Genomic DNA, 25,749 nt, shown 5'->3' with positions numbered 1-25,749 from the left:
ATAAGAACTATTTAAGAAAAGGAGAAAAATGCTTACAACGTTTCTGGCGCTCTTACTAAAAATCATCAGCAGCCCTGCTCTGCTAGCTGGCCTAATCGCCTTCCTGCAGAAGACCCTCAATCCATAAAGGCCATCCCCAATTGCTCTAATCGGGCTGGAGAATCGCCATTTCTTACGCGTAAAGGGGATGGCGATTTTTCATCCGCCCGCAGAGGTGGTTGGATTAGGCGTAAGCCTGAATGCGGCCCAATGAAGCGCTCGGTCAGGGATTACGCCCCGAGATAATTTGGAGTCATCATGGCCATTGCAACCCCTGAAATTTACGCAGAGATGCTTGATCGCGCGAAAGCCGGCGCATTCGCATATCCCGCAATTAACGTTTCATCATCTTCAACCATCATCGCCGCGCTTCGTGGTTTCGCCGAAGCCGAATCAGATGGAATCATCCAATTTTCATGGGGCGGTGCGGAATACGCATCTGGCTCAACAGTAAAGAACATGGTTGATGGTGCAGTTGCGCTCGCTGAGTTCGCACACGTTGTTGCAAAGAACTACAACGTAAATATTGCAATCCACACAGATCACTGCCCAGCAGAAAAACTAGATGGCTATATGCGTCCGCTTCTTGAAATTGGCGCACAGCGCATCAAGAACGGCCAAGCACCACTCTTTAACTCACATATGTGGGATGGCTCAGCAGTTGATATGAATGAAAACATGAAGATCGCAGATGAACTTCTAACAAAGTCAGTTGCTGCGCGCACAATCCTTGAAATCGAAATCGGCGTTGTCGGTGGCGAAGAAGATGGCGTCGAAGCCAAGCACGATGCAAAGTTGTACTCGACTCCTGAAGATGCGCTGATGACTATCGAAACTCTTGGACTCGGAGAACGCGGTCGCTACATGGTTGCTGCAACATTCGGTAACGTGCACGGCGTTTACAAGCCAGGCAACGTTGTCTTGCAGCCAAAGATTTTGCAGACTCTGCAAGATGCAGTTGTTGCCAAGAAGGGCCTTGCGGCAGGTAGCAAGCCAATGGATCTCGTATTCCACGGTGGTTCGGGCTCACTTCTCTCAGAGATCCGTGACTCACTTGATTACGGCGTAATTAAGATGAATATCGATACCGATACTCAGTACGCATTTACCCGTCCAGTCGTTGATCACATGTTTAAGAACTATGACGGCGTTCTAAAGATTGATGGCGAAGTTGGAAATAAGAAGACTTACGATCCACGTGCGTGGGGTAAGGCTGCTGAAGCAGGAATGGCAGCTCGCGTTGCACATGCTTGCGAAGATCTTCGTTCAACCGGCACATCACTTAAAAAGTAAAGTAATAATCGTTAACACCTGCGGAGAGGTTTTGCCATGCCAGCGTTAGTTCTGCTCGGAGCTCAATGGGGCGACGAAGGCAAGGGTAAAGCCACAGATATTCTGGGTGACCGCGTTGATTATGTTGTTCGCTATCAAGGTGGCAACAACGCGGGCCACACCGTAGTTATCGGCGATCAGAAGTACGCACTTCACTTACTTCCATCCGGAATCTTGAGTCCTAACGTTGTTCCAGTAATTGGCAATGGCGTTGTGATTGATCCAGGTGTTCTGCTTGAAGAAATTCGTGGCTTAACTGAACGCGGAATCGATTGCTCCAAGTTAGTTATCTCAACTAATGCGCATTTGATTACTCCGTATCACCGCACCATCGATAAAGTTTCTGAACGCTTCTTAGGTAAATCAAAGATCGGCACAACTGGTCGCGGCATCGGACCTGCATATGCAGACAAGATCAACCGCATCGGTATCCGTGTACAAGATCTCTTTGATCCATCTATCTTGCGTCAGAAAATCGAAGGTGCACTTCGCGATAAGAACCAAGTACTAATCAAGGTCTTTAACCGCAAGAACATCGATGTTGATGAAGTTCTAAACGAATACCTTGCCTATGCCGAAATCCTGCGCCCATATGTTGCAGACACTGTTCTGCTGCTAGATGAAGCTTTAAAGGCTGGAAAGCGCGTATTACTTGAGGGATCACAAGGCACTTTGCTCGATGTCGATCACGGTACCTATCCATTCGTAACCTCATCAAACCCAACTGCAGGCGGTGCTTGCACAGGTTCCGGAATCGGACCAACCAAGATCGATCGCGTAATCGGAATTGTTAAGGCCTACACAACTCGCGTTGGTTCTGGCCCATTCCCAACTGAACTCTTCGATGAAGATGGCGAAAAGTTGCGCACTATCGGCGGCGAAATCGGTGTAACAACTGGTCGTGCACGTCGTTGCGGTTGGTATGACGCACCCATTGCGCGTTATGCAGTTCGCGTTAACGGACTTACCGATTTCTTCTTAACTAAGCTCGATGTCTTAACTGGTTGGAAAGAAATTCCAGTCTGCGTTGCATATGAAATTGATGGCAAGCGCGTTGAAGAACTTCCCGCATCACAATCAGATTTCCACCATGCAAAACCAATTTACGAAAACTTGCCAGGTTGGACTGAAGATATCTCTGGTGCACGCAAGCTGAGCGATCTGCCAAAGAATGCTCAGGATTACATCGCCTTCTTGGAAAAGATTTCTGGTGCGCCGATGAGCGCAATCGGCGTCGGGCCGGGTCGCGACCAAACAATTGTCGTGAAGGATTTCATCTAAACCATGAAAATCCTCCTAGTCGGAAGCGGCGGTCGTGAACACGCACTCGCACTAGGGTTACAAGCAGATCCAAGTTGTACCGAACTTCATTGCGCACCTGGAAATCCAGGTATCGCAGAAATTGCAACGCTTCATCCAATTGCAATCACAGATAACAGTGCAATAGTTGAACTCGCCAAGAAGTTATCCGTTGATCTCGTTGTAATTGGTCCTGAAGTTCCGCTAGTTAATGGCGTAGCAGATGAGCTGAGAGCAGCGGGATTGGCTGTCTTTGGCCCATCAAAAGCGGCAGCACAACTTGAAGGATCTAAGAATTTTGCAAAAGGTGTCATGCGCGATGCCGGCGTTCCAACAGCGCGCAGCTTTACCTGCGAAACTCAAGTAGAAATTGAAAACGCTCTCGATGCTTTCGGCGCTCCATACGTTGTTAAAGATGATGGTCTCGCCGCAGGTAAAGGCGTTGTTGTCACTGACGATCGCGCAAAGGCGCTAGAACATGCCCTTGCATGTAAGCGTGTTGTGATTGAAGAATTTCTAAACGGCCCAGAGATTTCATTATTTGGAATTTCAGATGGGCGCAATGTTCTGCCGATGCAACCAGCGCAAGATTTCAAACGCGCCTACGATCGCGATGAAGGCCCAAACACTGGTGGCATGGGTGCGTATTCACCGCTGCCTTGGGCACCCGATGACATCATGGAAGAAACTTACGAAAAAGTATTGGCGCCAGTCATAGCCGAAATGGCTGCACGTGGAACACCATTTGTTGGACTTCTCTACGCAGGCTTAGCTTTAACTGATCACGGATTACGCGTTATCGAATTCAATGCGCGATTTGGAGATCCCGAAACACAAGTTTTGATTCCGCGACTTGCAACACCGCTTGCACAATTACTCTACAAAGCAGCAACTGATTCACTTGATGATGTTGCTCTTTCTTGGCGCGATGAAAGCGCGGTAACTGTTGTGCTTGCAGCGCAGGGATATCCAGAATCTCCAAAGACCAAAGGCGCGATTACAAATATTCCAGCGATTTCAAAGACGCAAGTTTTTCATGCTGGAACTTCCCTTAATGGCGTTGGTTTAATTTCTAGTGGCGGTCGTGTATTAACAGTGACTGGGCTAGGTTCAGATCTAACCGAAGCCCGCGATCGTGCATACCTCGCAATCTCACAGATTGAACTCGAAGGCTCTTTCTATCGCAGCGATATCGCTTTCAATGCGTCGGTCGCTGAGAAGGGCAATTAAATGGGGGAGAATAAGCCAGTGAGCGTCCTTGCTGATCGTTATGCATCAACTGCAATGCGCGCCATCTTCGCACCTGAAGAGAAGATCATCGCCGAGCGCCGTTTATGGCTTGCTGTGGCACGCGCCCAGAACAAGTTGGGCCATGCGATTTCAGATGCAGTCATCGCCGATTACGAGAAGGTAATCACTAAAGTTGATTTGGCTTCTATCGATGCTCGCGAAAAACAGACTCGTCACGATGTGAAGGCGCGCATTGAAGAGTTCAACGCACTAGCTGGCCACGAAGCAATCCACGCCGGCATGACTAGCCGTGACTTGACTGAAAATATTGAAGCGCTACAAATCAAAAACGGTTTAGCGATTGTCCACGACAAAGTTGTTGCAGTTCTGGCACAGCTTGCTGACAAATCGGCGCAGTATTCAGATCAAGCAATTGCCGGTCGTTCGCACAATGTGCCCGCGCAGATCACAACGCTAGGAAAGCGCTTTGCATCTGCTGCTGAAGAACTGCTCTTCGCATACGAGCGTTTAGCATCACTGCAAGATCGCTATCCAATGCGTGGCATCAAGGGCCCAGTTGGTACATCACAAGATTCAATTGACCTGCTTGGTTCATCGAAAGCGCATCACAGCCTGGAACTCGAGATCGCTAACGAACTTGGCTTTAACCGTGTTCTTGATTCAACTGGTCAGATTTATCCACGTTCTTTTGATTACGATGTTGTGACAACTCTTGTACAACTTGCTGCTAGCCCATCGTCACTTGCGACTTCAATCCGCTTGATGGCTGGTGCCGAACTTGTCACCGAAGGATTTAAAGCCGGACAAGTTGGTTCATCTGCCATGCCGCACAAGATGAACACTCGCTCTTGCGAACGCATCAATGGTTTAAGCGTGATCTTGCGCGGATATGCATCGATGGTTTCAGAACTTGCCGGCGATCAATGGAACGAAGGCGATGTCTCTTGCAGCGTGGTTCGCCGCGTTGCACTTCCTGATGCGTTTTACGCAATCGATGGCTTGCTTGAAACAACGCTCACAGTCCTTAGCGAATTCGGTGCTTTCCCTGCAGTAATCGCTGCAGAACTCGATCGTTATCTACCTTTCTTAGCGACAACCAAGATCTTGATGGCTTCAGTTAAATCTGGCATTGGTCGCGAAGTTGCACATGAAGTTATTAAGGAGCACGCCGTAAAGGCCGCGTTGTTGATGCGCGAAGGTAAGGCAAACACACTGCTCGATGCACTCGCTGCAGATGAGCGCTTACCGCTTGATCGCGCTGCTCTTGATGCGTTGATTAGCCAACCAATAGAATTTACTGGCGATGCTCGCCAACAAATAGCTCGAGTTGTAGATCGCATCGATGCGATTACATCCGCGCACCCTGCCGCGGCGCAGTACAAACCGCACTCGATCCGGTGAGCGGCTTCGGCGTAGCTGGCGCACCGCCAGCACCAACTATCAAAGGTTGGCAACACCTACGCACAGGAAAAGTACGCGATCTTTATACGAACGATTCTAATGAAATCTTGCTAGTTGCTTCAGATCGCATCTCGGCATTCGATTGGGTACTGCCGACCACAATTCCAAATAAAGGCGCGATCCTTACTCAGTTATCGCTTTTCTGGTTTGAACTCCTTGAAGATATCGTCCCTAACCACATCATCAGTGATGATGTTCCAGATCAAGTTGCAGACCGTGCAGTAATTGTTAAACCACTTGATATGTTTGAGATCGAATGTGTAGCGCGCGGTTATCTAACTGGCAGCGGATTAACAGAATATAAAAGCAACCAGGCAGTATGCGGGAATGCTCTGCCGGCTGGCTTAGTTGATGGATCAGAACTTCCAAATAGCATTTTCACACCAGCAACGAAGGCAGAAATCGGCGATCACGATATAAATATTGATTTCGACCAAGCGGCGAAGATTGTTGGTGCAGACGATGCCGCCAAACTTCGCGACTTAACTCTTTCGCTTTATGAAACCGCTGCCGACTTTGCCCGCAGCCGCGGCATCATCTTGGCCGATACCAAATTCGAATTCGGTCGCGATGCTAAAGGCGCAATAACCCTTGGAGATGAAGCGCTAACTCCTGATTCTTCGCGTTTCTGGGAGTTATCAACCTGGCAACCGGGTAGCGCACAGGGCTCATTTGATAAACAATTCGTTAGAGATTTCCTCACTCAAAGCGGCTGGGATAAGAAGAGCCCACCACCAGAATTGCCGGCAGAGATCGTAGAAAAAACTGCTGCGCGATATGAAGAAGCGTATTTCCGAATCACCGGCAGCAAGTTCTAATCCAAGTTCTAAAAGGAGATAAAGATGGCAAAGATCGTGGTTGATGTAATGCTTAAGCCAGAGATCCTCGACCCACAAGGTGTTGCCGTATCTGCTGCACTTCCTCGCCTGGGCTTTAACTTTGCCAAGAGCGTGCGCCAAGGAAAGCGCTTTGAAATTGAAGTAGATGGCGAGCCAACTCCTGCACAGCTTGCAGAAGTTGAGAAGGCAGCCGAAACACTTCTTGCAAACCCAGTTATCGAAACTTTCACAGTAAGAGTTGAGAAGTAAATGAAAGTTGGCGTTGTAACTTTTCCGGGTACGCTAGATGATCGCGATGCTGCGCGCGCGGCAACACATGCCGGCACAACTGCGGTTTCGCTTTGGCACGGAGACGCTGATCTCAAAGGCGTTGATGCGGTCATCTTGCCTGGCGGATTTTCTTACGGTGATTACCTGCGCTGTGGTGCAATCTCACGTTTTGCGCCAGTGATGGAAAAAATCATCGATGCTGCAAATGGCGGAATGCCTTTACTCGGAATCTGTAATGGTTTCCAAGTCTTATGCGAAGCGCATTTGCTTCCAGGTGCGTTGACTCGCAACCACGAGCTTCACTTCTTATGTCGTGATCAGAAGTTAGAGATCACAAATAACACCACTGCTTGGACATCTTCTTACCAAGTGGGGCAAGAGATTGTGATCCCGCTAAAAAACGGTGAAGGCTCCTTCCAATGTGATGATGCAACGCTGGCCAAACTTGAAGGCGAAGGCCGCATCATTGCGCGCTATGTAGGTGAAAATCCCAATGGTTCACGCAATAAAATCGCCGGTATTACCAATGAACGCGGCAACGTGGTCGGCCTTATGCCCCACCCAGAACACGCGATAGACACGTTAACCGGCCCAACCGCAGATGGTCTTGGCTTCTTTACCTCTGTATTAAATGCGATGGTGAAATAGATGGCTCTCGATACCGTCGCGATTGCAACTGCAAACTCTGAAACAACCCAACCTTTCGCTGAACTTGGATTGAAGCCCGATGAATATGCGCGCATTAAAGAGATTTTGGGGCGTCGCCCAACTTCTTCCGAGCTCGCGATGTATTCAGTTATGTGGTCTGAGCACTGTTCTTATAAATCATCGAAAGTTCATTTAAAACAATTCGGCGACAAGGCAGTTAAGACCGATGCGCTTTTAGTTGGCATCGGTGAAAATGCGGGCGTTGTCGATGTTGGCCAGGGATATGCCGTTACTTTTAAAATCGAATCACATAACCACCCATCTTTTATTGAGCCGTATCAAGGCGCTGCAACCGGCGTCGGTGGAATCGTTCGCGATATTTTGACGATGGGTGCGCGCCCAATTGCAGTTATGGATCCACTTCGCTTTGGACCGGCAGATCATCCAGATACGCGTCGCGTCTTGCCTGGCGTTATCGCTGGCGTTGGTGGTTATGGAAACTGCTTAGGTCTGCCAAATATCGGTGGCGAAGTTGTCTTTGATCAGACTTACTTAGGTAACCCACTTGTTAACGCACTCTGCGTTGGCGTTATGAAACATAGCGATATCAAACTTGCTAAAGCTGCGGGTGCCGGAAATCTAGTTGTTTTATATGGCGCAAAAACTGGTGGCGATGGAATCGGTGGCGTATCCGTCCTTGCATCGGAAACATTTGAATCAACCGGTCCTGCAAAGCGTCCAGCGGTTCAAGTCGGAGATCCATTTGTTGAAAAAGTACTAATTGAATGTTCGCTAGAAATTTTCGCCGAAGATTTAGTTGTAGGCATCCAAGACCTTGGCGGGGCAGGCTTATCTTGCGCTACCAGCGAGCTCGCCTCTGGCGGCAGCGGCGGCATGAAGGTAGAACTCGATCGCGTTCCGTTGCGCGATGCCACGCTTTCACCTGAAGAAATCTTGATGTCTGAATCACAAGAACGCATGTGCGCAATTGTCGAGCCAAAGCACATCGATCGCTTCCTGGAAATCTGTAAGAAATGGGATGTCACGGTCACGGTTATTGGTGAAGTTACTGATGGAGACCGCCTAGAAATTACCTGGCATGGAGATTTGATCGTTGATGTACCACCACGCACCGTGGCGCACGATGGACCAGTTTATAACCGCCCCCTTGCCAAGCCTGATTACATTGATCGCGTTAACGCTGAAGTTGTTGATGTGGCGCTTCCAAGCAATGGAGATGAAATTAAAGCTGCGGTTTTGAAGTTGGCTGCAACGCCAAACTTGGCAGATAAATCTTGGGTGACATCACAATACGATCGCTATGTACAAGGCAACACAATTCAGGCACAACCGGATGATTCTGGAATGGTACGCATTGATGAGAAGACACATCTAGGCGTTGCTGTAGCAACAGATGCCAACGCAAACTGGTCTTACCTAAATCCATATGAAGGTGCGAAGTTGGCGCTTGCTGAAGCCGCCCGCAATATTGCAACTGCTGGCGCTAAGCCACTTGCTGTCACCAACTGTCTTAACTTTGGTTCTCCTGAAGATCCAGGTGTAATGTGGCAATTCGCTGAATCTGTGCGCGGATTAGCTGATGGCTGTTTAGAGATGGGCCTACCTGTTACAGGTGGAAACGTTTCTTTCTATAACCAAACAGGTGCAGTTGCGATCTTGCCTACGCCAGTTATTGGCGTACTTGGCGTAATCGATGATGTGCGCACCCGCACGCCGATGAGTTTTGATAAAGCAGGGCTTGATCTTTATCTACTTGGTGAAACCAAAGCAGATATCGCTGGCAGCGAATGGGCATACATCCACGGACAACGCGGAGGATCTGCACCAATCGCTGATTTACAGCGTGAAATGCGCCTTATTGAAGTCTTGGTTGCAGGGCGTACCGAGAAGATTTTCATCGCCGCACATGATTTAAGCCAAGGTGGTTTATCAGCAACGCTTACTGAGATGGTCTTGCGCCATAACGTAGGTGCCAAAGTAACTTTGGAAAATGTGGGCGTTGCACTAATTAGTGAGACTCCAGGTCGCGTAGTTGTTGCAGTTGATCCAAGCCAGGCTTCTGCACTTACTGCGCTAGCAAATAAGCACTCAATTGCGATTACCAAGATCGGATCAACTGGGGGAGATGCGTTGGAGATAAATGACGCAAAGATTTCTCTTACCGAACTGCGTAAGGCTCATACCGAAACTTTCCCAAAGTTGTTTGGATAAAAAATGCGCGATCCTAAAATCCTCGAAGCGGTTAAAGAGAGCCTTGCGCTCTTAACCGAACGCGCACCGGGTCGCGCAATCGAAGTCCGTATTCCGCCATATGCCGCGGTGCAGTGCGGAGATGGTCCGACTCATACACGTGGCACACCACCTAATGTGATCGAGATGAACGCGGAAACTTGGTTGGCACTTGCCAGCGGTGAGCGCAGCTGGGCAGATGCCATGTCTGCTGGTTTGATTTGCGCATCTGGTGTTCGCGCAGATTTAACTGAACTATTGCCGTTGGAGGTGAAGTCATGACTCGTCGCCCTGATGGTTTGCTCAATCACAACGTTTTAGATGACGATAAAGCCCCACAAGATGCTTGCGGAGTATTTGGTGTTTGGGCACCTAGCGAAGAAGTTGCCAAGTTAACTTTCTATGGACTTTATGCGCTGCAACATCGCGGGCAAGAATCTGCAGGTATCGCAGCATCTGATGGCGAACGCATTTTGATCTACAAAGATATGGGTCTGGTATCGCAGGTCTTTACCGAAACCGATTTAGCATCACTCACTGGTGATCTAGCAATTGGCCACTGCCGTTACAGCACCACTGGATCAAGCACCTGGGTTAACGCACAACCAACGCTAAGACCCACTAAATACGGCACTTTGGCGTTAGCCCACAACGGCAATCTCACCAACACTGGCGATCTCGCCGAAATGGTGCAGAAGCTCGAAGGCGAGAACGCCAAAACCGGACGCGGTGCCACAACTGATACCGAGATCATGACCGCGTTGATTGGTTTGCAGGATGAGAAGAACGTTGAAGCAAGTGCAATTGCTGTGCTGCCAAAGCTAGAAGGCGCTTTCTCGCTTGTCTTTATGGATGAAAAGACTTTATATGCCGCTCGTGATCGTCACGGTGTTCGCCCACTGGTAATCGGAAAACTAGAACGCGGCTGGGTAGTTGCCTCTGAAACTGCAGCGCTGGATATTGTCGGCGCTGCATTTGTGCGCGAAGTTGAACCCGGTGAGTTCTTAGCAATTAATGAAGATGGAATTCGTTCGCAGATGTGGGCTACACCAGATCCCAAAGGCTGCATCTTCGAATATGTTTATTTAGCACGCCCAGATACTTCTATTGCGGGCCAAGGCGTTCATGCAACTCGCGTCCGGATCGGCAAGCGCTTAGCAATCGAAGCGCCAGTTGAAGCCGATTTAGTTATTCCAGTTCCTGAATCCGGAACGCCAGCTGCGATTGGTTACGCACAACAATCAGGAATTCCATACGGTCTTGGTTTAGTTAAGAACTCTTATGTTGGTCGCACCTTTATTCAACCTTCACAAACTATTCGCCAGCTTGGCATTCGTCTTAAGTTAAATCCACTACGTGAAATTATTGAAGGCAAGCGCATTGTGGTTGTAGATGATTCGATTGTTCGCGGAAATACCCAACGCGCAATTGTGCGAATGCTGCGCGAAGCCGGAGCCCTAGAAATTCACGTTCGTATCTCTAGCCCGCCAGTTGAATGGCCTTGTTATTACGGAATAGATTTCGCTTCCCGTGCTGAATTAATTGCGAGCGGTCTAGAAATCGAAGAGATTCGCCGCTCCATTGGCTCAGATTCGCTGAGTTATGTATCGATGGAAGGCTTAATTGCTGCAACAACCATCGATGAAAATAAGCTCTGCACCGCTTGTTTTACAGGCAAATACCCGATTGCAGTACCTGCAGATATGTCAGAAGGAAAGATGCGCCTTGAAGTCACCGAGGTGGTGAAAAACCATGAGCACATATAAAGATTCAGGCGTCGATATCGATGCTGGAGATCGCGCCGTTGAATTGATGAAAGCTTCGATCGCAAAAGCCACACGTCCTGAAGTGCAAGGTGGCATTGGGGGATTTGCTGGTTTATTTGATGCCAGCGCGCTAAAGAATTATAAGAAGCCACTTCTTGCAACATCAACTGATGGTGTTGGAACCAAAACTGAGATTGCACGTTTGATGGGCAAGTACGACACCATCGGCGAAGATTTAGTTGCGATGGTTGTCGATGATCTAGTTGTTTGTGGCGCAGAACCACTTTTCATGACTGATTACATCGCAGTTGGCAAAGTGATTCCGGAACGCATAGCTGAAATTGTTGGCGGTATTGCACGCGGTTGTATTAAGGCCAATACCGCGTTAATCGGTGGCGAAACTGCAGAACATCCAGGTTTACTTAAAGAAGATGAATTCGACATTGCAGGGGCGGCAACTGGTGTAGTTGATGCTGATAAGCAACTTGAATCTCATCGTGTTAAAGCAGGAGATGCAATCATTGCGATGCCGGCAAGTGGTTTCCATGCCAATGGTTATTCTTTGGTACGCCATATCCTGGCCACACAGAAACTGGATCTCAATAAAACTTATGAAGGTTTAACAAAATCGCTTGGTGAAATACTTCTTACGCCAACCGAGATTTATACCTTGGATTGTTTAGCGTTAATCAGAGCGCAGCAAGAAAACCTTCGCACTTTTTCTCACATCACTGGTGGCGGTTTAGCCGATAACACCGCACGCGTTATTCCAGATGGTTTGATTGCAAAGTACGACCGCAGTACTTGGGCACTTCCTGCCGAAATGGATTTCATGGCAAAAATCGCCGGAGTTCCACAGCCCGATCTCGAGCGCACCTGGAACGTCGGCATCGGTATGGTCGCCATCGTCGACCCCGCTATCGCCGATCTGACCATCCGTTCACTTGCCGCCCGTGGCATGAATGCCTGGGTGGCAGGCTCAATTCACGCTCAAAACGGCCCCGGCGCCGCTGCTTTGGAAGGTAACTACAGGACGCGATAACCTTCGCGTCTTGACGAATTTCACTTTGGTAAGGAGGTCGCCCTATGGGTCGCGGCCGTGCAAAAGCTAAACAGACAAAAGTCGCCAGAGATCTCAAGTACAACTCTCAGGAGATGGACCTCGATCGTCTTGCGAAAGAACTCCATGGCGAAGATCCTGCAAATAAATCTCGCGATGACGAAGATCCCTTTGCTGAAGGAAATTATATTCCGCGTGCTTAATTTCTCGCGGGTAAAGTAAAAGCCTTGAGACCAACTCCGTACGTAGCATCACTTCGAATCTACGAACCACTTTCTGCATTCGAACCAGCAGATCGTTTGCGCTGGCAAGATTTAGTTGCAGATGAAAATTCAACTCGCAATGAACAAAAGTTAGCCTTGCGCCGTTTAGTTTTTCCAGAACCTCCTGCCGGTCGCCCCGATGGCGCACATATTTTAGATATCGATGGCGTTCGTTATGTATCTCCCTGGTCGACGGCAACTCGTTGTTGGGCAGCACTCGATGATTTCAAAGATTCACTTCCATCCTCTGTCACACCATTTTTCTTGCCGCAGAATTTAGAGGATGTAATCACCGCTGGTGTTGATCTGATGGAAGATCGCGTTCCGCATATCATCACCGAAAATTGGCTTATTCCTCCACGCTGGTTCTCGATGTTTATGCCAGAAGAACGTGCGCGCGGTGTTGATCAAGATGGACCTTTCTGCATTATGCGCGCCAAGCTTTCTGATGCGATTGCTCGTACCCAAGTTGCCCACCAAACAGTCTTGGGCGCATTTGGCGAAGGATCAGTAGAAGCGGAGATCGAACATTTACTGGAATGGCTTGAGATGTTCCATCAAAAATCGCTCGTTGAACTCGATTACGGCGGGCTAGCTGGATATCTCGATCTCGGAATGAAATTAGCGGGAGAAGAAACTGGCATCGAAGCAGATACTTCAGTTGAAGATGTCTTGCACTCACTCTCTGGCCTTGCTGCAGGCGATGGACAGATGGCAGGTCAGGGCTACGAACGTTTAGTCACGCGCTGGCGCATGGTTCAAGGCTTCGAATCGGCAATCTAGCCGCACTTCTGGCTATTGCTATTTACGCTCACTTTGGCGGATACTTCCGACACTCGTTACAAATCGGACATCGCCTTTAAGCGTTGCCTGAGCTAGTGGAAAAGGTGCGTTATGAATCGTCTGCCAGATGCGGAAATCTTGCTCACCCCACGCGAAGTTGCTGAACTATTCGGTGTTGATCCAAAGACAGTTACACGTTGGGCAAAAGCCGGCAAGTTAACTTCGATCCGCACACTCGGCGGCCATCGCAGATTCCGCAAATCCGAAGTAGATGATCTTCGTAATAACTATTTTAAGAGTGAAGATAAGTAACTAACCAGATGGAATATTCAGTTTCGCAATTCCTTTTACTTGGCGCGCTCACATTTATCTTTGTTGGTGCAATTACGCCGCTGATGCGCAAGATCGCAATTAGCGTTGGCGCAGTCGATGCCCCCAACTTGGCACGTAAATCTCAGAAGGAGCCAGTTCCCTATTTAGGTGGCGTTGCAATCGCGATTGGCGTTGTCGGGGCTTCTTACGGTTCTCTGCTTGCAGTCGATTTTTCAATGGAGACTTTTCGCTTAGCAAGTTTCGTATTGGTTCCAGCGATGGCAATTTCGCTTATGGGATTAATTGATGATCTAAAAGGCTTAGAACCATGGCCGCGTTTAATAGCACAAACTGCAACCGGTGTAATCGTTGCGGTGATTCTGACTTCGACCGACACCATGGGCGTAGCCTTCAATAATACTTTTCTAAACTATGCAGTCTCTGTTCTCTGGATTGTTGGTGTTTGTAACTCAATTAACTTCTTCGACAACCTAGACGGTGGAGCTGCAGGCACAGTTGCAGTTATTACCTTCTTCCTATTCTTTATTGCATATGACCGCCAACAGATTTTGGTGAGCGCCCTTGCAATAGTTACCGCAGGCGCCACAGCAGGATTTCTTATGTGGAACCGTGCTCCAGCCAAGATCTATATGGGCGATGCTGGCGCGCTCTTTCTCGGAATCATCATCTCGGTTTTAACTATTCGCCTCAGCCCAGGCGTTGTTCCGCAGATTAAATCTTTTGCGATTCCATTGGCGCTAATGGCAGTTCCGATCTTGGATACAACTGTGGCTGTCACTTCGCGCATTTATCGTGGTATTTCACCGTTTCAAGGCGGTACCGATCACCTTTCACATCGCCTAATGCGCGCTGGCTTACAACGTCGGGCAACTGCATTTACTTTGTGGGGATTTGCCGCCTTCTATGGCGCACTCGCACTCGCTATCTACACCTGGCCAGATACCTTGGGTTATCAATTAATGGCACTTGGTGGAGTTGCTTGGCTCGTTAAATTGGTTTACTTCTTACGTATTCCATCTGAGGGGTAGACTGCACACATGGCTAACAACGACGACGTAAAGGCGAGAATGCTCGCTGCCCTTGAAGCGAAAAAAGGTAAAAAGGGCGCACCAGGAACACAGACTCACGCCGAGGGCGGTTCCAAGATTCGTGGTGGTCAACGCAGCGGCGGCGCCCCACAAGTTCAGCGCAAAGCTGGACCATCTGGTTCAGGATCTGCTGGTTAATTCCCGCTTAATTTTCAAGTGAAAAGTTTTAAAGCTCCTAAACTTTTTGCAATTCTTCTCGTTTTTTCAATCGCTGGTGCATCTGGTGCGACTGCAGAAGATTCGAAGAATGTGTTGAATGGAAAACTTCTACCGCCTAAAAAAGGCCAGTTCCAAATAACTTTCAATCAATCAGCAGATGGTTTTTTTGGCGAGCGTTACAGTTATCGCGTTAGACCCAGCGAAGATGTTGACCCCACAAGATCCCTGCCGCACTATCAAGCAATTTTGCCGGCATGCCTCAAGCCATCAGATCAAACATGTATTGAATCTGTTGAAAGTAGAAAAGTTGGCGAAGGAACCTGGACCAAGGGAACCCTTTCTACATACCAACTAGATGTAAAAAAACTGCAAATCTCTCAAAGTAGATTTCCACGTGAATTTGAATATGGAACATGGCCTGCGGACAAGTTGTCGCAGATGGCTGCAGGCGGCGTCGCCTCATCTTGGGACTTTCCAGCTAATCCTCACAGAGATGGAGTTAGCTACTTAGCGATCGTCCAATTCAAAAGTTCCCTTATAAATGAACGCATCGCCTTCAATCCAGAGTTAGGCTTTTCAGAGCTAAACGGAATGATTCAACCCTGGTCATGGAAATGTGCTGAAATGGGTTTCAATTGCGATTCCCTTGGAGTTGAACTGGGAGCTTCTATTTTTAGCTTTCCTCAAGATTCTGAGTTCAGAATGACAATTAGAACAGATTTCTTGTCCTCAAGAATTGGGACCTGGGCAGTCGGAAGATTAGAAAAACCCACGGTTGATTTCAAAGCAGAAAAACTCACAATATCGGGAAGACCTGTGGTTTATCCCATGGGATTTTCAATGCTTGAGTCTCAAGAAGAATGTCTAACAAAAATCAGTTCAGTAATGTCCAAGTTTTTTCCGAGAGCACCCGAAATTTGCACTTTAGGAAGCTCCATGTTTTTCACCAACTCAAACGATGAAGTCGCCTTAGCACTTTTTGATGCAACTGAGGAATCCGTAATTCAAAACGGCGAATTAGAACGATGGACATTTTCCAATGCTAAGAATAGTAATAAGTTGGATTCCTGCGCCGATCCAAAGAGTTTCAGTTTCGCAACTAGCAATGCAATGTTGTATTCAGTAAATCCGCCTGTATGGGATAAACAGACCAGCACGCTTAGCTACCGGATCGCATCTACTCACTTGGACAGAAACGGTAATGTAAATAAAGGTAGCTACAGCTTGGCTATCTCAAAAAAGAAGGCTGATTGCCTTTGGAACTTTGATACTACAAGAGCATCAGCGACTATCAGCATTACCAATTCTGAAGGTACTCGGAATATTGCTGTAAGTTCGCTAAGAACTTCGAAGGACTGGATCTACTTCGATGCCAGTGGCTTTACGTTCTCTGCACCCGAGATAAAGATAAAACTGATCAACAAAGCAGCAAAAGTCGCAACTAAATCAATTACCTGCAAAAAAGGAAATAAAAGCAAAAAGGTTTCTGGATCTAACCCCAAGTGCCCTGCGGGATTTAAACTTAAAAAATAATCTTGTGGCTCGGGACAGGATCGAACTGTCGACCTCACGATTTTCAGTCGCGCGCTCGTACCAACTGAGCTACCGAGCCAATATTCAATTGTGATTTCAATAGTTAAAAACTATTAAAAAAGAAGAGAGTGTGTGGACACTCTCTTCTCGCGACCCGGACGGGACTTGAACCCGCGACCTCCGCCGTGACAGGGCGGCGCGCTAACCAACTGCGCTACCGGGCCTTAAAGAATGAAAACATAAGTGGCTCTTATGTCACCTTAAAGCCGTTGCACCGAATAAATTCGGCCTTGCGTGCCCCCAACGGGATTCGAACCCGTGTTACCGCCGTGAAAGGGCGATGTCCTAGGCCCCTAGACGATGGGGACGTTTGAGGCTCGCAAATCGTACCCGTTAGAGGGGCGCTAACCCAAATTGGTTAAATGCCCGCGCAAAAGCGCGAATTACAGCGAGAAAAGGCGATGTATTTTAAAGAAGCGCCCACTGAATAGTGATTGAGACAGTTACATCTTGCTGACCTAAATCAACAACAGTCGCTTCTGAATCTGCAGCCTTTGCCATCGCCATTACTGGTGGATAGTTAACTGGGCTTGAGTTCTCAACTAAGTAATTAACGCGACCAAGTTTTGTATCGAGCAACTTCGCATATGAAGCAGCCTTCGCCTTGGCGTTCTTCACCGCATTTGCACGCGCTGATTCTGTTGCCTTTGATGAATCGAGAACAAATGGAGTTACGCCTTGAATCTGCAAGTTATCTCCACCAGCTGCAACTACAGCATCTACAACTGCACCAGCGTTTTCAGCGTTCTTAATAGTTACGACAAAACCTTGTGATCCGCGGTAGCCGATTAGAACTGAACCTTTATCTTGGGTGTAGTTGTACTCGGGATAGACGCTGATGCTCTGGGTTGCGATATCTGCCTTAGCAATACCTGCAGCAGTTAAAGCAGCGCGAACAGCAGCTGCTGAAGTTGAGGTCTTTGCCAGCGCTTCTTTATTTGATCCTGCGACAACGCTTACATTCGCATTTAGGCGAACCGCATCTGGAGTGACCTTTACAGATCCATCAGAGTTAACGGTGACATAGCGAGTAGCAGTGGTTGCTGCCTCTGCGGGAAGTGAAGCTGCAATTCCCCCAACTAATGTCAGTGCGATTAGTGCGGCGGCTATTTTGCGAGTACGTGTAGTTATCATGGGATAAGTATCTCCTATTTAGTTATACGTGACTGTGGAGGTTCTGTGAAAAAGGTGTGATTTATAGCGAGCGATATAGATCTGAGTGGTCTTTGATCATGCGATCTAGCGAGAAATAGCGCTCGGCATGTGCTTTTCCTGCAGCGCCCATCATTTGGCGAAGTTGTGGGTCACGCACCAATTTCTCAATCGCATCAGCCATTTCTGTGGCAGTTGTTGCGGTGAGATAGCCCGTGCTCTCATTTATGACGATATCCGAGATCGAACCAACGTTTGTCGCAACAATTGGTAGACCAGCTTGTGCTGCTTGGATCAAAGTAAGTGGAATACCTTCATTATCTGAAGTCAGAATCGCGATATCACTTGACGCAAATATCTGATCGATATCACTGCGCCAGCCAAAGAAGGTCACATTTAATTGATCTTTCAGTGCGCGCTGCTTTGAACTCTCAAATAGTTCGCCTTCGCCGGCAACCAAGAAACGAAGATCAATTCCACGGCGCTTACATTCAGCGGCCACATCTAATAAACGATCGGGGCGTTTAATCTGCGTTAAGCGACCAACGAAAGTGCAGTACAAGACTTCAGAAGAAATACCTAGCGCGCTCTGGGCCGCTGCTTTAGAACCAGTCTTTGGCGCAGGCAAACCGGGGAAGAAGACTCGGTACTTATGGGCGCGACCAATTCCGGCTGCCAATAGATCTTCTTTTACTTTGCTGCCAATTGCGATTAACACGCTGGTGCGCGCGGCAAGGAACTTCTCAATCAATATAACTAATTTAGTTAACGCAGAACTGAAATACCCATGCAGTAAGTGTCCGTGGAATGTATGAACGCGCACTGCTCCGCGACCCCCTAACAAAGATGCCAATCGACCCAGCACTCCGGCTTTAGCGGTGTGGGTATGAATTACATCTGGTTTGTATTTACGAATTAGTGAAACCAGACCAAAAAATGCTTTGAGGTCAGCAATCAAAGAAACTGATCGCCCCAAACCTGCAATGCGCGTCGCTTTAACATCTTTGGCAACGGTATCTAAATAATCTGCTTCATTCTCATCGCAATAACCAGTTACCAAGATTTGCTCGAACTGGCTTTTATCTAGCCCGCGCATGAGTTCGGCCACGATCACAGCAGGACCACCCACATTCATGCGGGCGATTATCTGCATTACCTTTACCTGCGCGGCCATGTGGTTATCTTCTCGCAAAAAGGCGCGATAATTGCGCACATGACCAGTGGTGAATTCGTCTCAAATTGCACCGCTGACGCTCTAACAACAGCAGCCCAGTTGGTTAAAGACGGTGGCCTTGTCGCTTTTCCCACCGAAACTGTTTATGGCCTTGGCGCCGATGCCACAAACGCTGCAGCCGTTGCTCGCATTTATCAAGCAAAAGGTCGCCCCGCAGATCATCCGCTAATTGTTCATATCCATTCAATGCAAGCAATAGGTGAGTGGGCAGATGAAATCCCTGACTACGCAATCGCACTTGCTCGCAACTTCTGGCCGGGTCCGATGACGCTAGTTCTAAAGCGCTCAATACTCGCCGAAGATTTTGTAACTGGTGGCCAACCAACAGTTGGTTTACGAGTACCTGACCACGTTGTTGCACTTGCCTTGCTATCTGCTTTTGAAAAGATTGGCGGCAAAGGAATTGCTGCGCCCAGTGCCAATCGCTTTGGCCATGTTTCGCCAACGACTGCAGATGCAGTGCGCGAAGAGCTTGCTAACTATCTAGCGCCAACCGATCAAATCCTCGATGGCGGTTCATCATCGGTAGGAGTTGAATCAACGATCATCGATTGCACATCTACCGCTCCTCGTATCTTGCGCCCAGGAGCAATCACAACCGAGATGATTGAAGAAGTCACTGGATTGAAAGTTCTAACCGAGGCAACAGATATCCGTGTTAGTGGATCGCTTGAAAACCATTACGCGCCAAGTGCAACCGTTGAATTAAATCGAACACCAATTGCCACAGAAGGTTTTATTGCTCTCGCAGAATTTGAAACACCCGAAAGTGTTATTCGTTTAGCTTCACCAAAAACAGTAGAAGAATTCGCACGCGTTATTTACTCAGCACTTCGCGAAGCTGATAAAAAAGGCCTCAAAACTGTTGTAGTTCAAGAGCCAACTGGCAATGGATTGGCCCTCGCCATCCGCGACCGCTTATTGCGAGCGTCAAAGGGGAGATAGAACTCTTTTGGAACATGAAGATTTTGCGTAGGTCTAGTGATCAAAATAAATATGGTTTTCGTAAATCAGGTTGGTAGGCTTTCGGCTATGCGTAACAGTCAAGAAATACGTGAAAGTTTCCTAGCCTGCGATCGCACTACCCAGTGGCAACTTGAAGATTCAATTTCATTTAAGTTTCCTACATATCATCCGCAAGGCTTAGTTGTTACAGAAAATTATGTCTTTCTCTCATCTGTTGAAGTTAATGAGCCCCCACAAAATGTTTTTGATCCAAATAAATCAACACCGGGTAGCGGTGTTGGTCACCTATTTATTGCGAATCGGTCTGGGTCGCTAATAAAAGACCTGATTATCGGTGAAGGATCTATGTACCATCCGGGTGGAATAGATTTTGATGGAGAAGATATTTGGATTCCAGTTGGAGAATATAGACCTCATGCACGCAGCATGGTTGTTGCAGTTAATGCATTTGATTTTTCAATTCGTGAAGTTTTTCGTATAAATGATTCCATTGGCTGGGCTGTGCCAGACCCAGAAAAATCATTGATTTATGGAGGCAATTGGGGATCCCGTGTGCTTTATGTGTGGAATCAAAAAGGTGAAGAAATTGAACAATGGAAAAACCCCAGCCACTTCGTTGATTATCAAGACGCGATTTTTCTCAATTCTGGTGAAGTGATCGCTAGTGGGATTTCAGTACTCTTATCCAATGAAGAAGCTGAAAAACAAATGGCATCAGAACTTGGCGGCCTAGCCTTACTAGATTTTAAAACCAAAAAAATAGTTCATGAAATACCGATCTATTCGCACACAAAGGCTGGGCATGTGCTCACCAGAAATCCATTTTCCCTGTCGATTACAGGAGAAGATCTTTTTCTCCACGTTGCACCCGATGACGGGGATGATCTCGGTGGCACCTCACTTAGCACCTATAAAGCTGTTAGACGGTGATAAAACTCCGCTAAGATACGGCGAGTGTTCGGTGCTACTTTCGCCGAAATACAGTGGGGCCTTTAGCTCAGTCGGTAGAGCAACGGACTTTTAATCCGTGGGTCGTCGGTTCGAGCCCGACAGGGCCCACGTGTCATCCTCGCAGCCACAGAAAGATAGTTCGTGGCTACCGATCTACCTAGCCTTAGGAGTTGTCTGGGGCTGTTCATTCATATTTATCAAATTGGGCCTTGAATTTCTAACTCCATTTGGAGTTGCCTTTGGTCGCTGTGCACTTGGTGCGCTGACTTTGCTGGCATGGGCTAAGTACAAAGGAATTGCACTTCCCGAATCAAAGAAGGTTCTATTTCACCTTTGGGTTGTTTCACTACTTTTAAATGTTATTCCAGGGGTCTTCTTCGCGCTAGCCGAAACGGAAGTCACTTCTGTTCTAGCGGGAATTATTAACGCGGTAACACCTCTAATGACTTTGCTAGCAATTATGGTTGTTACGCGAAAAGAGAAACCGAAACTTCATCAGGTAGTAGGTATCTTGATTGGGTTTACTGGAGTATTAACTGTTTTAGGTGCTTGGAAAGGTCTTGGTGACAATCCGCTCTGGGCAATTCTAATTTTGCTTGCTGCTGTTACTTGTTATGGGTTTTCATTTCCTTATTCACGCCGCTTCGTTCTACCGCATAAATTGGCGCCAGAATCTATTGCAGCTGGGCAAGTAACTCTTGGTGCGCTCACCTTGCTTCCCTTCTTTATCTACAACGGTATTGATACATACGAATACAAAGCAGCTCCTGTTTTTGCGATGATCGCACTTGGCGTATTTGGTAGCGGGTTTGCATACATTTGGAACTTTAAAGTTATGGCGCTGGCAGGAAGTGCAATAGCGAGCAGCGTCACGTATTTAACGCCAGTTGTAGCGGTGATTGTTGGTGTGATCTTCTTACAAGAGAAGATTCATTGGTATGAACCAGTTGGAGCACTCATTGTTTTACTGGGCGCTGCAATCGGTCAAAATCGCATCAAACTTCGGCTAGTTAAATGAAAACCCAACCGGTAGTTCTAGGCGATGCGACTTCAGTAACTTCTCATCGTTGAGAATTTGGCCTGTCTTGCCATCTGCAACGATGATGCCGCCAGAGAGAATTACCGAACGCTCACAGAGTTCAAAGGCATAGGGCAGATCGTGAGTAACCATGACGATAGTGATATCTAACGAACGCAAGATATCTGCAAGTTCGCGCCTGCTAGCAGGATCTAAGTTAGAAGATGGTTCATCAAGGACCAAGATCTCAGGCTTCATCGCAAGCACTGTTGCAACAGCAACACGGCGACGTTGTCCGAAAGATAAATGGTGCGGTGGGCGATCGATGAAATCCAACATGCCAACCTGGGTTAACGCTTCTTGAACAACTTTATCTAGCGCTTCACCGCGGAGCCCCATGTTGTACGGTCCAAAGGCGACATCTTCTCCAACGGTAGGCATAAATAGTTGATCATCTGGATCTTGAAAGACGATTCCTACTTTGGAGCGAATCGCTTTTAGAGACTCTTTATTTTTGCTATCGACTAGCTCGCCTGAAATACGTACTTCACCCTGCATTGTTGGGTGAATTCCATTCATATGCATAACCAGTGTTGTCTTGCCGGCACCGTTAGGACCTAGTAGTGCAACGCGCTCACCCTTTTGGATTGTCAGATTTACGCCATACAACGCCTGGTTGCCATCGGGATAAGCAAATGCCAATTCGGTGATCTGCAAGCTTGGGACGTTAGACATTTCTACCAACCAATCAGTGATGCGGTTATTGAAGCAATTAAGGCGAGGCCTGGAATTGATAGCGCAGTGAACCATTCACGTGTAGTTACGGAATGAGAATCTAGCGATGGAAGTGCGCCATCGAAGCCGCGAGAGAGCATCGCTAAGTGAACTCGTTCACCGCGCTCGTAAGAGCGAATAAAGAGAGCAGCTGCTGCGGTTGCTAAAACTTTCCAATGTTTGATCCCAGTTGCAATAAAGCCACGTGACTCGCGGGCAACTTTCATCCGCTCCATCTCATCGCTAATCACATTGATATAGCGCAACATAAATGAGGCGATCTGAACCATGATCATTGGAAGTTTGAGTTTTTCTAAGCCCCGCAGGATTTCGCGCGCCGTTGTTGTAGTTGAAAGAATCACCGCGGCTAGAACGCCAAGCGTTCCCTTAACCACAATAGAAGTTCCAGCCAATAAACCATCGCGATAAACCATTACGCCAAAGATGGAGAACTTTTCACCTTCACCAAAAAATGGCATCAGGATTGCAAAGAAGACAAATGGAATCTCAATTAACGCACGCTTAAAGAGCAGAAGAATCGGAATCTTGCTCATAACTGCTGTGAAGATAAGCAGGCTAAAAAAGGCGATAAATGCAGGCCAGCGAGTAATTGGCGTTGCAACAGAGACTGAGATGAAGACAAGAACGGTCAGAATCTTTACGTGTGAGGGCAGTGAATGCGTTACTGAATGGCGGTGTAGATAAAGTCGCTCGCCCACATCGTGGCCGTGGTGGTGGCCATGGGTATGTACGAGATCAAGTTCTGTGGTCTGAAGTTTTATTTTTTGTCACCAGATTTACGGCGAATTAAGAAGAAGAGTCCAGTTGAAATTGCTCCCGTGGCAACAACACCAATTACACCTGCTGCACCTGTTGAAAGACGCTGGTTATCTACGCCCTTGACGCCATAGTCAGCAAGTATTCCTTCGCTATTGGTGTTCTCTTTCGCCGTATCAATAAAACCAATGTCACCAGCAACCTTTTCTAGGCCATCAGGATTGGACGATGCGTAGAACGAAACAATTCCTGCAAGAAATAGTGAGGCAATAAACCCCGTGATCAAAAATGTTTTCTGCTTCATTAGTTGGCACGAATCTCTAGTTTGGAACTCTCGTTCTTATATCCGTAAACCAAATCTGAGCGACTGGCTAGTACTGCACCAACGGCGAAGAAGGTAATTAGCGCTTCACCGATTCCGATAAGGAAGTGTGTACCGATCATCGCAGTGAAGACTGCAGAGACTGAGAAAGTGGCATTGGCACCGATTGCATATTGCAGAACAAATCCTGCGGCAGCAGCTGGTACAGATAACAACGCTGCGATTGCCGCTGCGATGCTGATTGAAAGTTTCTTCTTCGGTGCAATCTTCTTAACCAAGAGAAAGACGCCGTAACCAAACCAGACGGCAACGAGTGACATATTAAAGATACTTAAGCCAAGTGCGCTTAATCCACCGTCTGCAAAGAGCAGGGCTTGCAAGATCAAAACAATTGTTATCGCCAAAGTTGCTGCATAAGGACCAATCAATACTGCAGCAAGTCCTGCGCCAAGTAAGTGTCCGCTAGTTCCGGCAGCGACCGGAAAATTGAGCATCTGCACCGCAAAGATAAAGGTTGCAGTAAGTCCGGCTAACGGCGCGGTCTTCTCATCAAGCGAAGATTTTGCGCCACGGATGGAGATGGCAACGCCTGCTGCGGCTACCGCGGCGAAGGCGGCAGAGGTGGGCAGGTCGATAAAGCCATCAGGGATATGCATGCGTAAATTGTAAGCCAGATGCAAATCATTCGCATCTGCAAAATCCTTGGTTGGCTCACAGGCGCTACCCAATAAGGGCGCCTATCCTTTCGCACATCATGCGTAAATTGATCGTTAGCGTCCTTGTAGTCCTTGCTGGAGCGACAGCTATGGCAACGCCTGCTCGTGCACAAAGCTGCTCGCAGCCGGGGCAGGGATGGGTTCAATCTGAGAACGCTCGAAAGGGCGATCCCACCTGGAGCAAGGGTGTGCCATTTCGCCTCAGCGCAGATTTCTCAAGGCGCAAGGCAATTGATCGCGCAGAAGGTTATTTCGATACCACCTCACTTCGTTGCGGAGAAAGTGCGAAGTTAACCCTTGTTGAAAGTGAAAAAGCCAAGGTCACTATCTATCGCATGGGTTACTACGACGGCATTGGCGCTCGCCGTTTTGCATCTTTATCTGCAAGAGATGGTTGGAATTTTGTCGCCTCTGAAAAGTATCTGCCTGGTCAATATTTGTTTAAGTTACAGGCTCCAAATCGCGAAGCAACTTTTATTCCGCTAGTCATAAACAATCCTGACGTTGAAAGTGATTTAACTTTTATCTCATCAGTTATAACTTGGCAGACTTACAACCAGTGGGGTGGATACAGCCTTTATAAAGGCCCTGACGGAAAACGCGAAACTCGCGCCAGCGAAGTTTCCTTTGCGCGTCCTTACGATGGTGATGGATCGGGGCAGTTCCGCTACATGGAATACCCCGTAATAAAAGCAGCAGAAAAGCTAGGTCTTTCCATTAACTATGCCACCGACTTTGATTTAGATCGCAACCCTGATTTAACAAGTAAGACCAAGGCACTGGTCTTTGGTGGACACAGCGAATACTGGACAACGCAAATGCGCAATGCAGTTGAAGCAGCGGTTGACCGTGGAGTTAATCTAATTGTCCTTGGTGGCAATACCGCCTATAACCGGATTGATATAAATGGCGAAACGATTTCTGGCGTTACACCTTGGCGTGATTTAGGCCGACCAGAAGTCACGCTCTTAGGTTCGCAATATCTTTCACTCGGTTTTAAACGAGATATGGTCGTTGAAACCAGCCTCTGGCCTTTTGATGTATTAAAACCTGGGGCAGTTATCAAAGGCGTCGTTGGTTATGAAGCCGATACTCCGATTACATTTAACGGTCCGCCAGTTGAGACGATCGCGCGATCTTCAATTCTGCCTTTTGAAAAATCCGTCCCATCAATGGCCACTTATTACACCCGCCCATCCGGTGCGGGCGCCCTGAATATGGCTACAAATGGCTGGGTTTGTGCGATGGAAGATCGCTGCCCATGGGGACACCGCTTCGATAAGGCGACCCAACGGCAAATCCGTGCAGTAACTGAGAATATTTTGAAAGGCGCAGCGCTTGGCCCGTTGGGAAATTGGCGCATGGCGTTTACACAATATAACGCGCCTTCCTAATTATTTAAGAG

Annotated in this window: 27 protein-coding genes and 4 tRNA genes; 22 read left to right on the top strand and 9 right to left on the bottom strand. The window is 47.8% G+C overall.

Going from position 1 to position 25,749, the window contains the following annotated elements; genetic code table 11:
* The first annotated feature begins 297 nt into the window (after window positions 1-297).
* The 17 genes from fbaA (at window position 298) to A1s21148_RS06790 (ending at window position 16,374) form a co-directional block, all read left to right on the top strand.
* The gene (fbaA, locus tag A1s21148_RS06870) at window positions 298-1,332 is read left to right on the top strand and encodes a class II fructose-bisphosphate aldolase (RefSeq protein WP_095671667.1); all 1,035 of its coding nucleotides are present in this window, start codon (window positions 298-300) and stop codon (window positions 1,330-1,332) included.
* 36 nt (window positions 1,333-1,368) lie between these two features.
* On the top strand, window positions 1,369-2,652 hold the full coding sequence (locus tag A1s21148_RS06865) for an adenylosuccinate synthase (RefSeq protein WP_095671666.1): 1,284 nt from the start codon (window positions 1,369-1,371) through the stop codon (window positions 2,650-2,652).
* A 3-nt stretch (window positions 2,653-2,655) separates the two neighbouring features.
* Window positions 2,656-3,900, top strand: coding sequence for a phosphoribosylamine--glycine ligase (purD, locus tag A1s21148_RS06860; protein ID WP_095671665.1), 1,245 nt, complete (start codon window positions 2,656-2,658; stop codon window positions 3,898-3,900).
* A complete protein-coding gene (gene purB, locus A1s21148_RS06855; protein ID WP_095671664.1) occupies window positions 3,901-5,322 on the top strand; it encodes an adenylosuccinate lyase in 1,422 nt (473 codons plus the stop codon).
* Window positions 5,319-6,200 (top strand): phosphoribosylaminoimidazolesuccinocarboxamide synthase, encoded by an 882-nt coding sequence (locus A1s21148_RS06850; RefSeq protein WP_095671663.1) that lies wholly within the window; start codon window positions 5,319-5,321, stop codon window positions 6,198-6,200. Before purB ends, A1s21148_RS06850 begins: the two co-directional genes overlap by 4 nt.
* 24 nt (window positions 6,201-6,224) lie before the next feature.
* The gene (gene purS, locus A1s21148_RS06845) at window positions 6,225-6,470 is read left to right on the top strand and encodes a phosphoribosylformylglycinamidine synthase subunit PurS (RefSeq protein WP_095671662.1); all 246 of its coding nucleotides are present in this window, start codon (window positions 6,225-6,227) and stop codon (window positions 6,468-6,470) included.
* Entirely contained in the window at window positions 6,471-7,139 is a 669-nt protein-coding gene (gene purQ / locus A1s21148_RS06840) for a phosphoribosylformylglycinamidine synthase subunit PurQ (protein WP_095671661.1), read from the top strand.
* Window positions 7,140-9,371 (top strand): phosphoribosylformylglycinamidine synthase subunit PurL, encoded by a 2,232-nt coding sequence (gene purL, locus A1s21148_RS06835; RefSeq protein ID WP_095671660.1) that lies wholly within the window; start codon window positions 7,140-7,142, stop codon window positions 9,369-9,371.
* Window positions 9,372-9,374: 3 nt separating this feature from the next.
* The gene (locus A1s21148_RS06830; RefSeq protein ID WP_095671659.1) at window positions 9,375-9,671 is read left to right on the top strand and encodes a sterol carrier family protein; all 297 of its coding nucleotides are present in this window, start codon (window positions 9,375-9,377) and stop codon (window positions 9,669-9,671) included.
* On the top strand, window positions 9,668-11,155 hold the full coding sequence (purF, locus tag A1s21148_RS06825; RefSeq protein ID WP_095671658.1) for an amidophosphoribosyltransferase: 1,488 nt from the start codon (window positions 9,668-9,670) through the stop codon (window positions 11,153-11,155). The genes A1s21148_RS06830 and purF overlap by 4 nt, the downstream gene beginning before the upstream one ends.
* The gene (gene purM / locus A1s21148_RS06820; protein ID WP_095671657.1) at window positions 11,142-12,197 is read left to right on the top strand and encodes a phosphoribosylformylglycinamidine cyclo-ligase; all 1,056 of its coding nucleotides are present in this window, start codon (window positions 11,142-11,144) and stop codon (window positions 12,195-12,197) included. The genes purF and purM overlap by 14 nt, the downstream gene beginning before the upstream one ends.
* Window positions 12,198-12,241: 44 nt before the next feature.
* Complete coding sequence (locus A1s21148_RS06815) at window positions 12,242-12,418, top strand: DUF3073 domain-containing protein (protein ID WP_095671656.1); 177 nt, start codon at window positions 12,242-12,244, stop codon at window positions 12,416-12,418.
* Between the two features lie 24 nt (window positions 12,419-12,442).
* Window positions 12,443-13,261: a DUF8083 family protein gene (locus A1s21148_RS06810; protein WP_095671655.1), complete on the top strand. Its 819-nt coding sequence runs from the start codon at window positions 12,443-12,445 to the stop codon at window positions 13,259-13,261.
* A gap of 111 nt (window positions 13,262-13,372) precedes the next feature.
* Window positions 13,373-13,573, top strand: coding sequence for a BldC family transcriptional regulator (locus tag A1s21148_RS06805; protein ID WP_095671654.1), 201 nt, complete (start codon window positions 13,373-13,375; stop codon window positions 13,571-13,573).
* An 8-nt stretch (window positions 13,574-13,581) separates the two neighbouring features.
* On the top strand, window positions 13,582-14,622 hold the full coding sequence (locus tag A1s21148_RS06800; RefSeq protein WP_095671653.1) for an MraY family glycosyltransferase: 1,041 nt from the start codon (window positions 13,582-13,584) through the stop codon (window positions 14,620-14,622).
* Between the two features lie 9 nt (window positions 14,623-14,631).
* Window positions 14,632-14,820, top strand: a complete 189-nt coding sequence (locus A1s21148_RS06795) for a DUF5302 family protein (RefSeq protein WP_095671652.1) — start codon at window positions 14,632-14,634, stop codon at window positions 14,818-14,820.
* A gap of 18 nt (window positions 14,821-14,838) precedes the next feature.
* On the top strand, window positions 14,839-16,374 hold the full coding sequence (locus tag A1s21148_RS06790; protein ID WP_095671651.1) for a hypothetical protein: 1,536 nt from the start codon (window positions 14,839-14,841) through the stop codon (window positions 16,372-16,374).
* A 5-nt stretch (window positions 16,375-16,379) separates the two neighbouring features.
* On the opposite strand, the gene A1s21148_RS06785 is transcribed toward A1s21148_RS06790, so the two are convergent.
* From A1s21148_RS06785 to A1s21148_RS06765, 5 genes are all read right to left on the bottom strand, one after another.
* Window positions 16,380-16,453 (bottom strand) — tRNA-Phe (locus A1s21148_RS06785).
* Between the two features lie 71 nt (window positions 16,454-16,524).
* Window positions 16,525-16,598, bottom strand: a tRNA-Asp gene (locus A1s21148_RS06780).
* 71 nt (window positions 16,599-16,669) lie between these two features.
* Window positions 16,670-16,742, bottom strand: a tRNA-Glu gene (locus tag A1s21148_RS06775).
* 100 nt (window positions 16,743-16,842) lie between these two features.
* Entirely contained in the window at window positions 16,843-17,568 is a 726-nt protein-coding gene (locus tag A1s21148_RS06770) for an SIMPL domain-containing protein (protein WP_095671650.1), read from the bottom strand.
* A gap of 61 nt (window positions 17,569-17,629) precedes the next feature.
* Entirely contained in the window at window positions 17,630-18,760 is a 1,131-nt protein-coding gene (locus tag A1s21148_RS06765; protein WP_095671649.1) for a glycosyltransferase, read from the bottom strand.
* 39 nt (window positions 18,761-18,799) lie between these two features.
* On the opposite strand from A1s21148_RS06765, the gene A1s21148_RS06760 reads away from it, so the two are divergent.
* From A1s21148_RS06760 to A1s21148_RS06745, 4 genes are all read left to right on the top strand, one after another.
* On the top strand, window positions 18,800-19,765 hold the full coding sequence (locus A1s21148_RS06760) for an L-threonylcarbamoyladenylate synthase (protein ID WP_095671868.1): 966 nt from the start codon (window positions 18,800-18,802) through the stop codon (window positions 19,763-19,765).
* Window positions 19,766-19,852: 87 nt separating this feature from the next.
* Window positions 19,853-20,716 (top strand): DUF6454 family protein, encoded by an 864-nt coding sequence (locus tag A1s21148_RS06755; protein ID WP_095671648.1) that lies wholly within the window; start codon window positions 19,853-19,855, stop codon window positions 20,714-20,716.
* A 56-nt stretch (window positions 20,717-20,772) separates the two neighbouring features.
* Window positions 20,773-20,845, top strand: a tRNA-Lys gene (locus A1s21148_RS06750).
* A 1-nt stretch (window position 20,846) separates the two neighbouring features.
* Entirely contained in the window at window positions 20,847-21,755 is a 909-nt protein-coding gene (locus A1s21148_RS06745; RefSeq protein ID WP_095671647.1) for a DMT family transporter, read from the top strand.
* Here the strand turns inward: A1s21148_RS06745 and A1s21148_RS06740 are convergent.
* From A1s21148_RS06740 to A1s21148_RS06725, 4 genes are read right to left on the bottom strand one after another with little or no spacing between them, the layout of a single operon-like run.
* Window positions 21,744-22,490: an energy-coupling factor ABC transporter ATP-binding protein gene (locus A1s21148_RS06740; protein ID WP_095671646.1), complete on the bottom strand. Its 747-nt coding sequence runs from the start codon at window positions 22,488-22,490 to the stop codon at window positions 21,744-21,746. The two genes, A1s21148_RS06745 and A1s21148_RS06740, sit on opposite strands and share 12 nt — an antisense overlap.
* Before the next feature lie 2 nt (window positions 22,491-22,492).
* Window positions 22,493-23,248: a cobalt ECF transporter T component CbiQ gene (cbiQ, locus tag A1s21148_RS06735; protein ID WP_190276879.1), complete on the bottom strand. Its 756-nt coding sequence runs from the start codon at window positions 23,246-23,248 to the stop codon at window positions 22,493-22,495.
* 59 nt (window positions 23,249-23,307) lie between these two features.
* Entirely contained in the window at window positions 23,308-23,610 is a 303-nt protein-coding gene (locus A1s21148_RS07570) for a PDGLE domain-containing protein (protein WP_095671645.1), read from the bottom strand.
* Window positions 23,610-24,284, bottom strand: coding sequence for an energy-coupling factor ABC transporter permease (locus tag A1s21148_RS06725; RefSeq protein WP_095671866.1), 675 nt, complete (start codon window positions 24,282-24,284; stop codon window positions 23,610-23,612). Before A1s21148_RS06725 ends, A1s21148_RS07570 begins: the two co-directional genes overlap by 1 nt.
* A gap of 98 nt (window positions 24,285-24,382) precedes the next feature.
* On the opposite strand from A1s21148_RS06725, the gene A1s21148_RS06720 reads away from it, so the two are divergent.
* The gene (locus tag A1s21148_RS06720; RefSeq protein ID WP_095671644.1) at window positions 24,383-25,738 is read left to right on the top strand and encodes a N,N-dimethylformamidase beta subunit family domain-containing protein; all 1,356 of its coding nucleotides are present in this window, start codon (window positions 24,383-24,385) and stop codon (window positions 25,736-25,738) included.
* Window positions 25,739-25,749 lie beyond the last annotated feature (11 nt).

Source organism: Candidatus Planktophila lacus (assembly GCF_002287925.1).
Taxonomy (GTDB): Bacteria; Actinomycetota; Actinomycetes; order Nanopelagicales; family Nanopelagicaceae; genus Planktophila; species Planktophila lacus.
The sequence above is the reverse complement of the archived record's forward strand: the minus strand, read 5'-3'. Positions and strand labels throughout refer to the sequence as shown.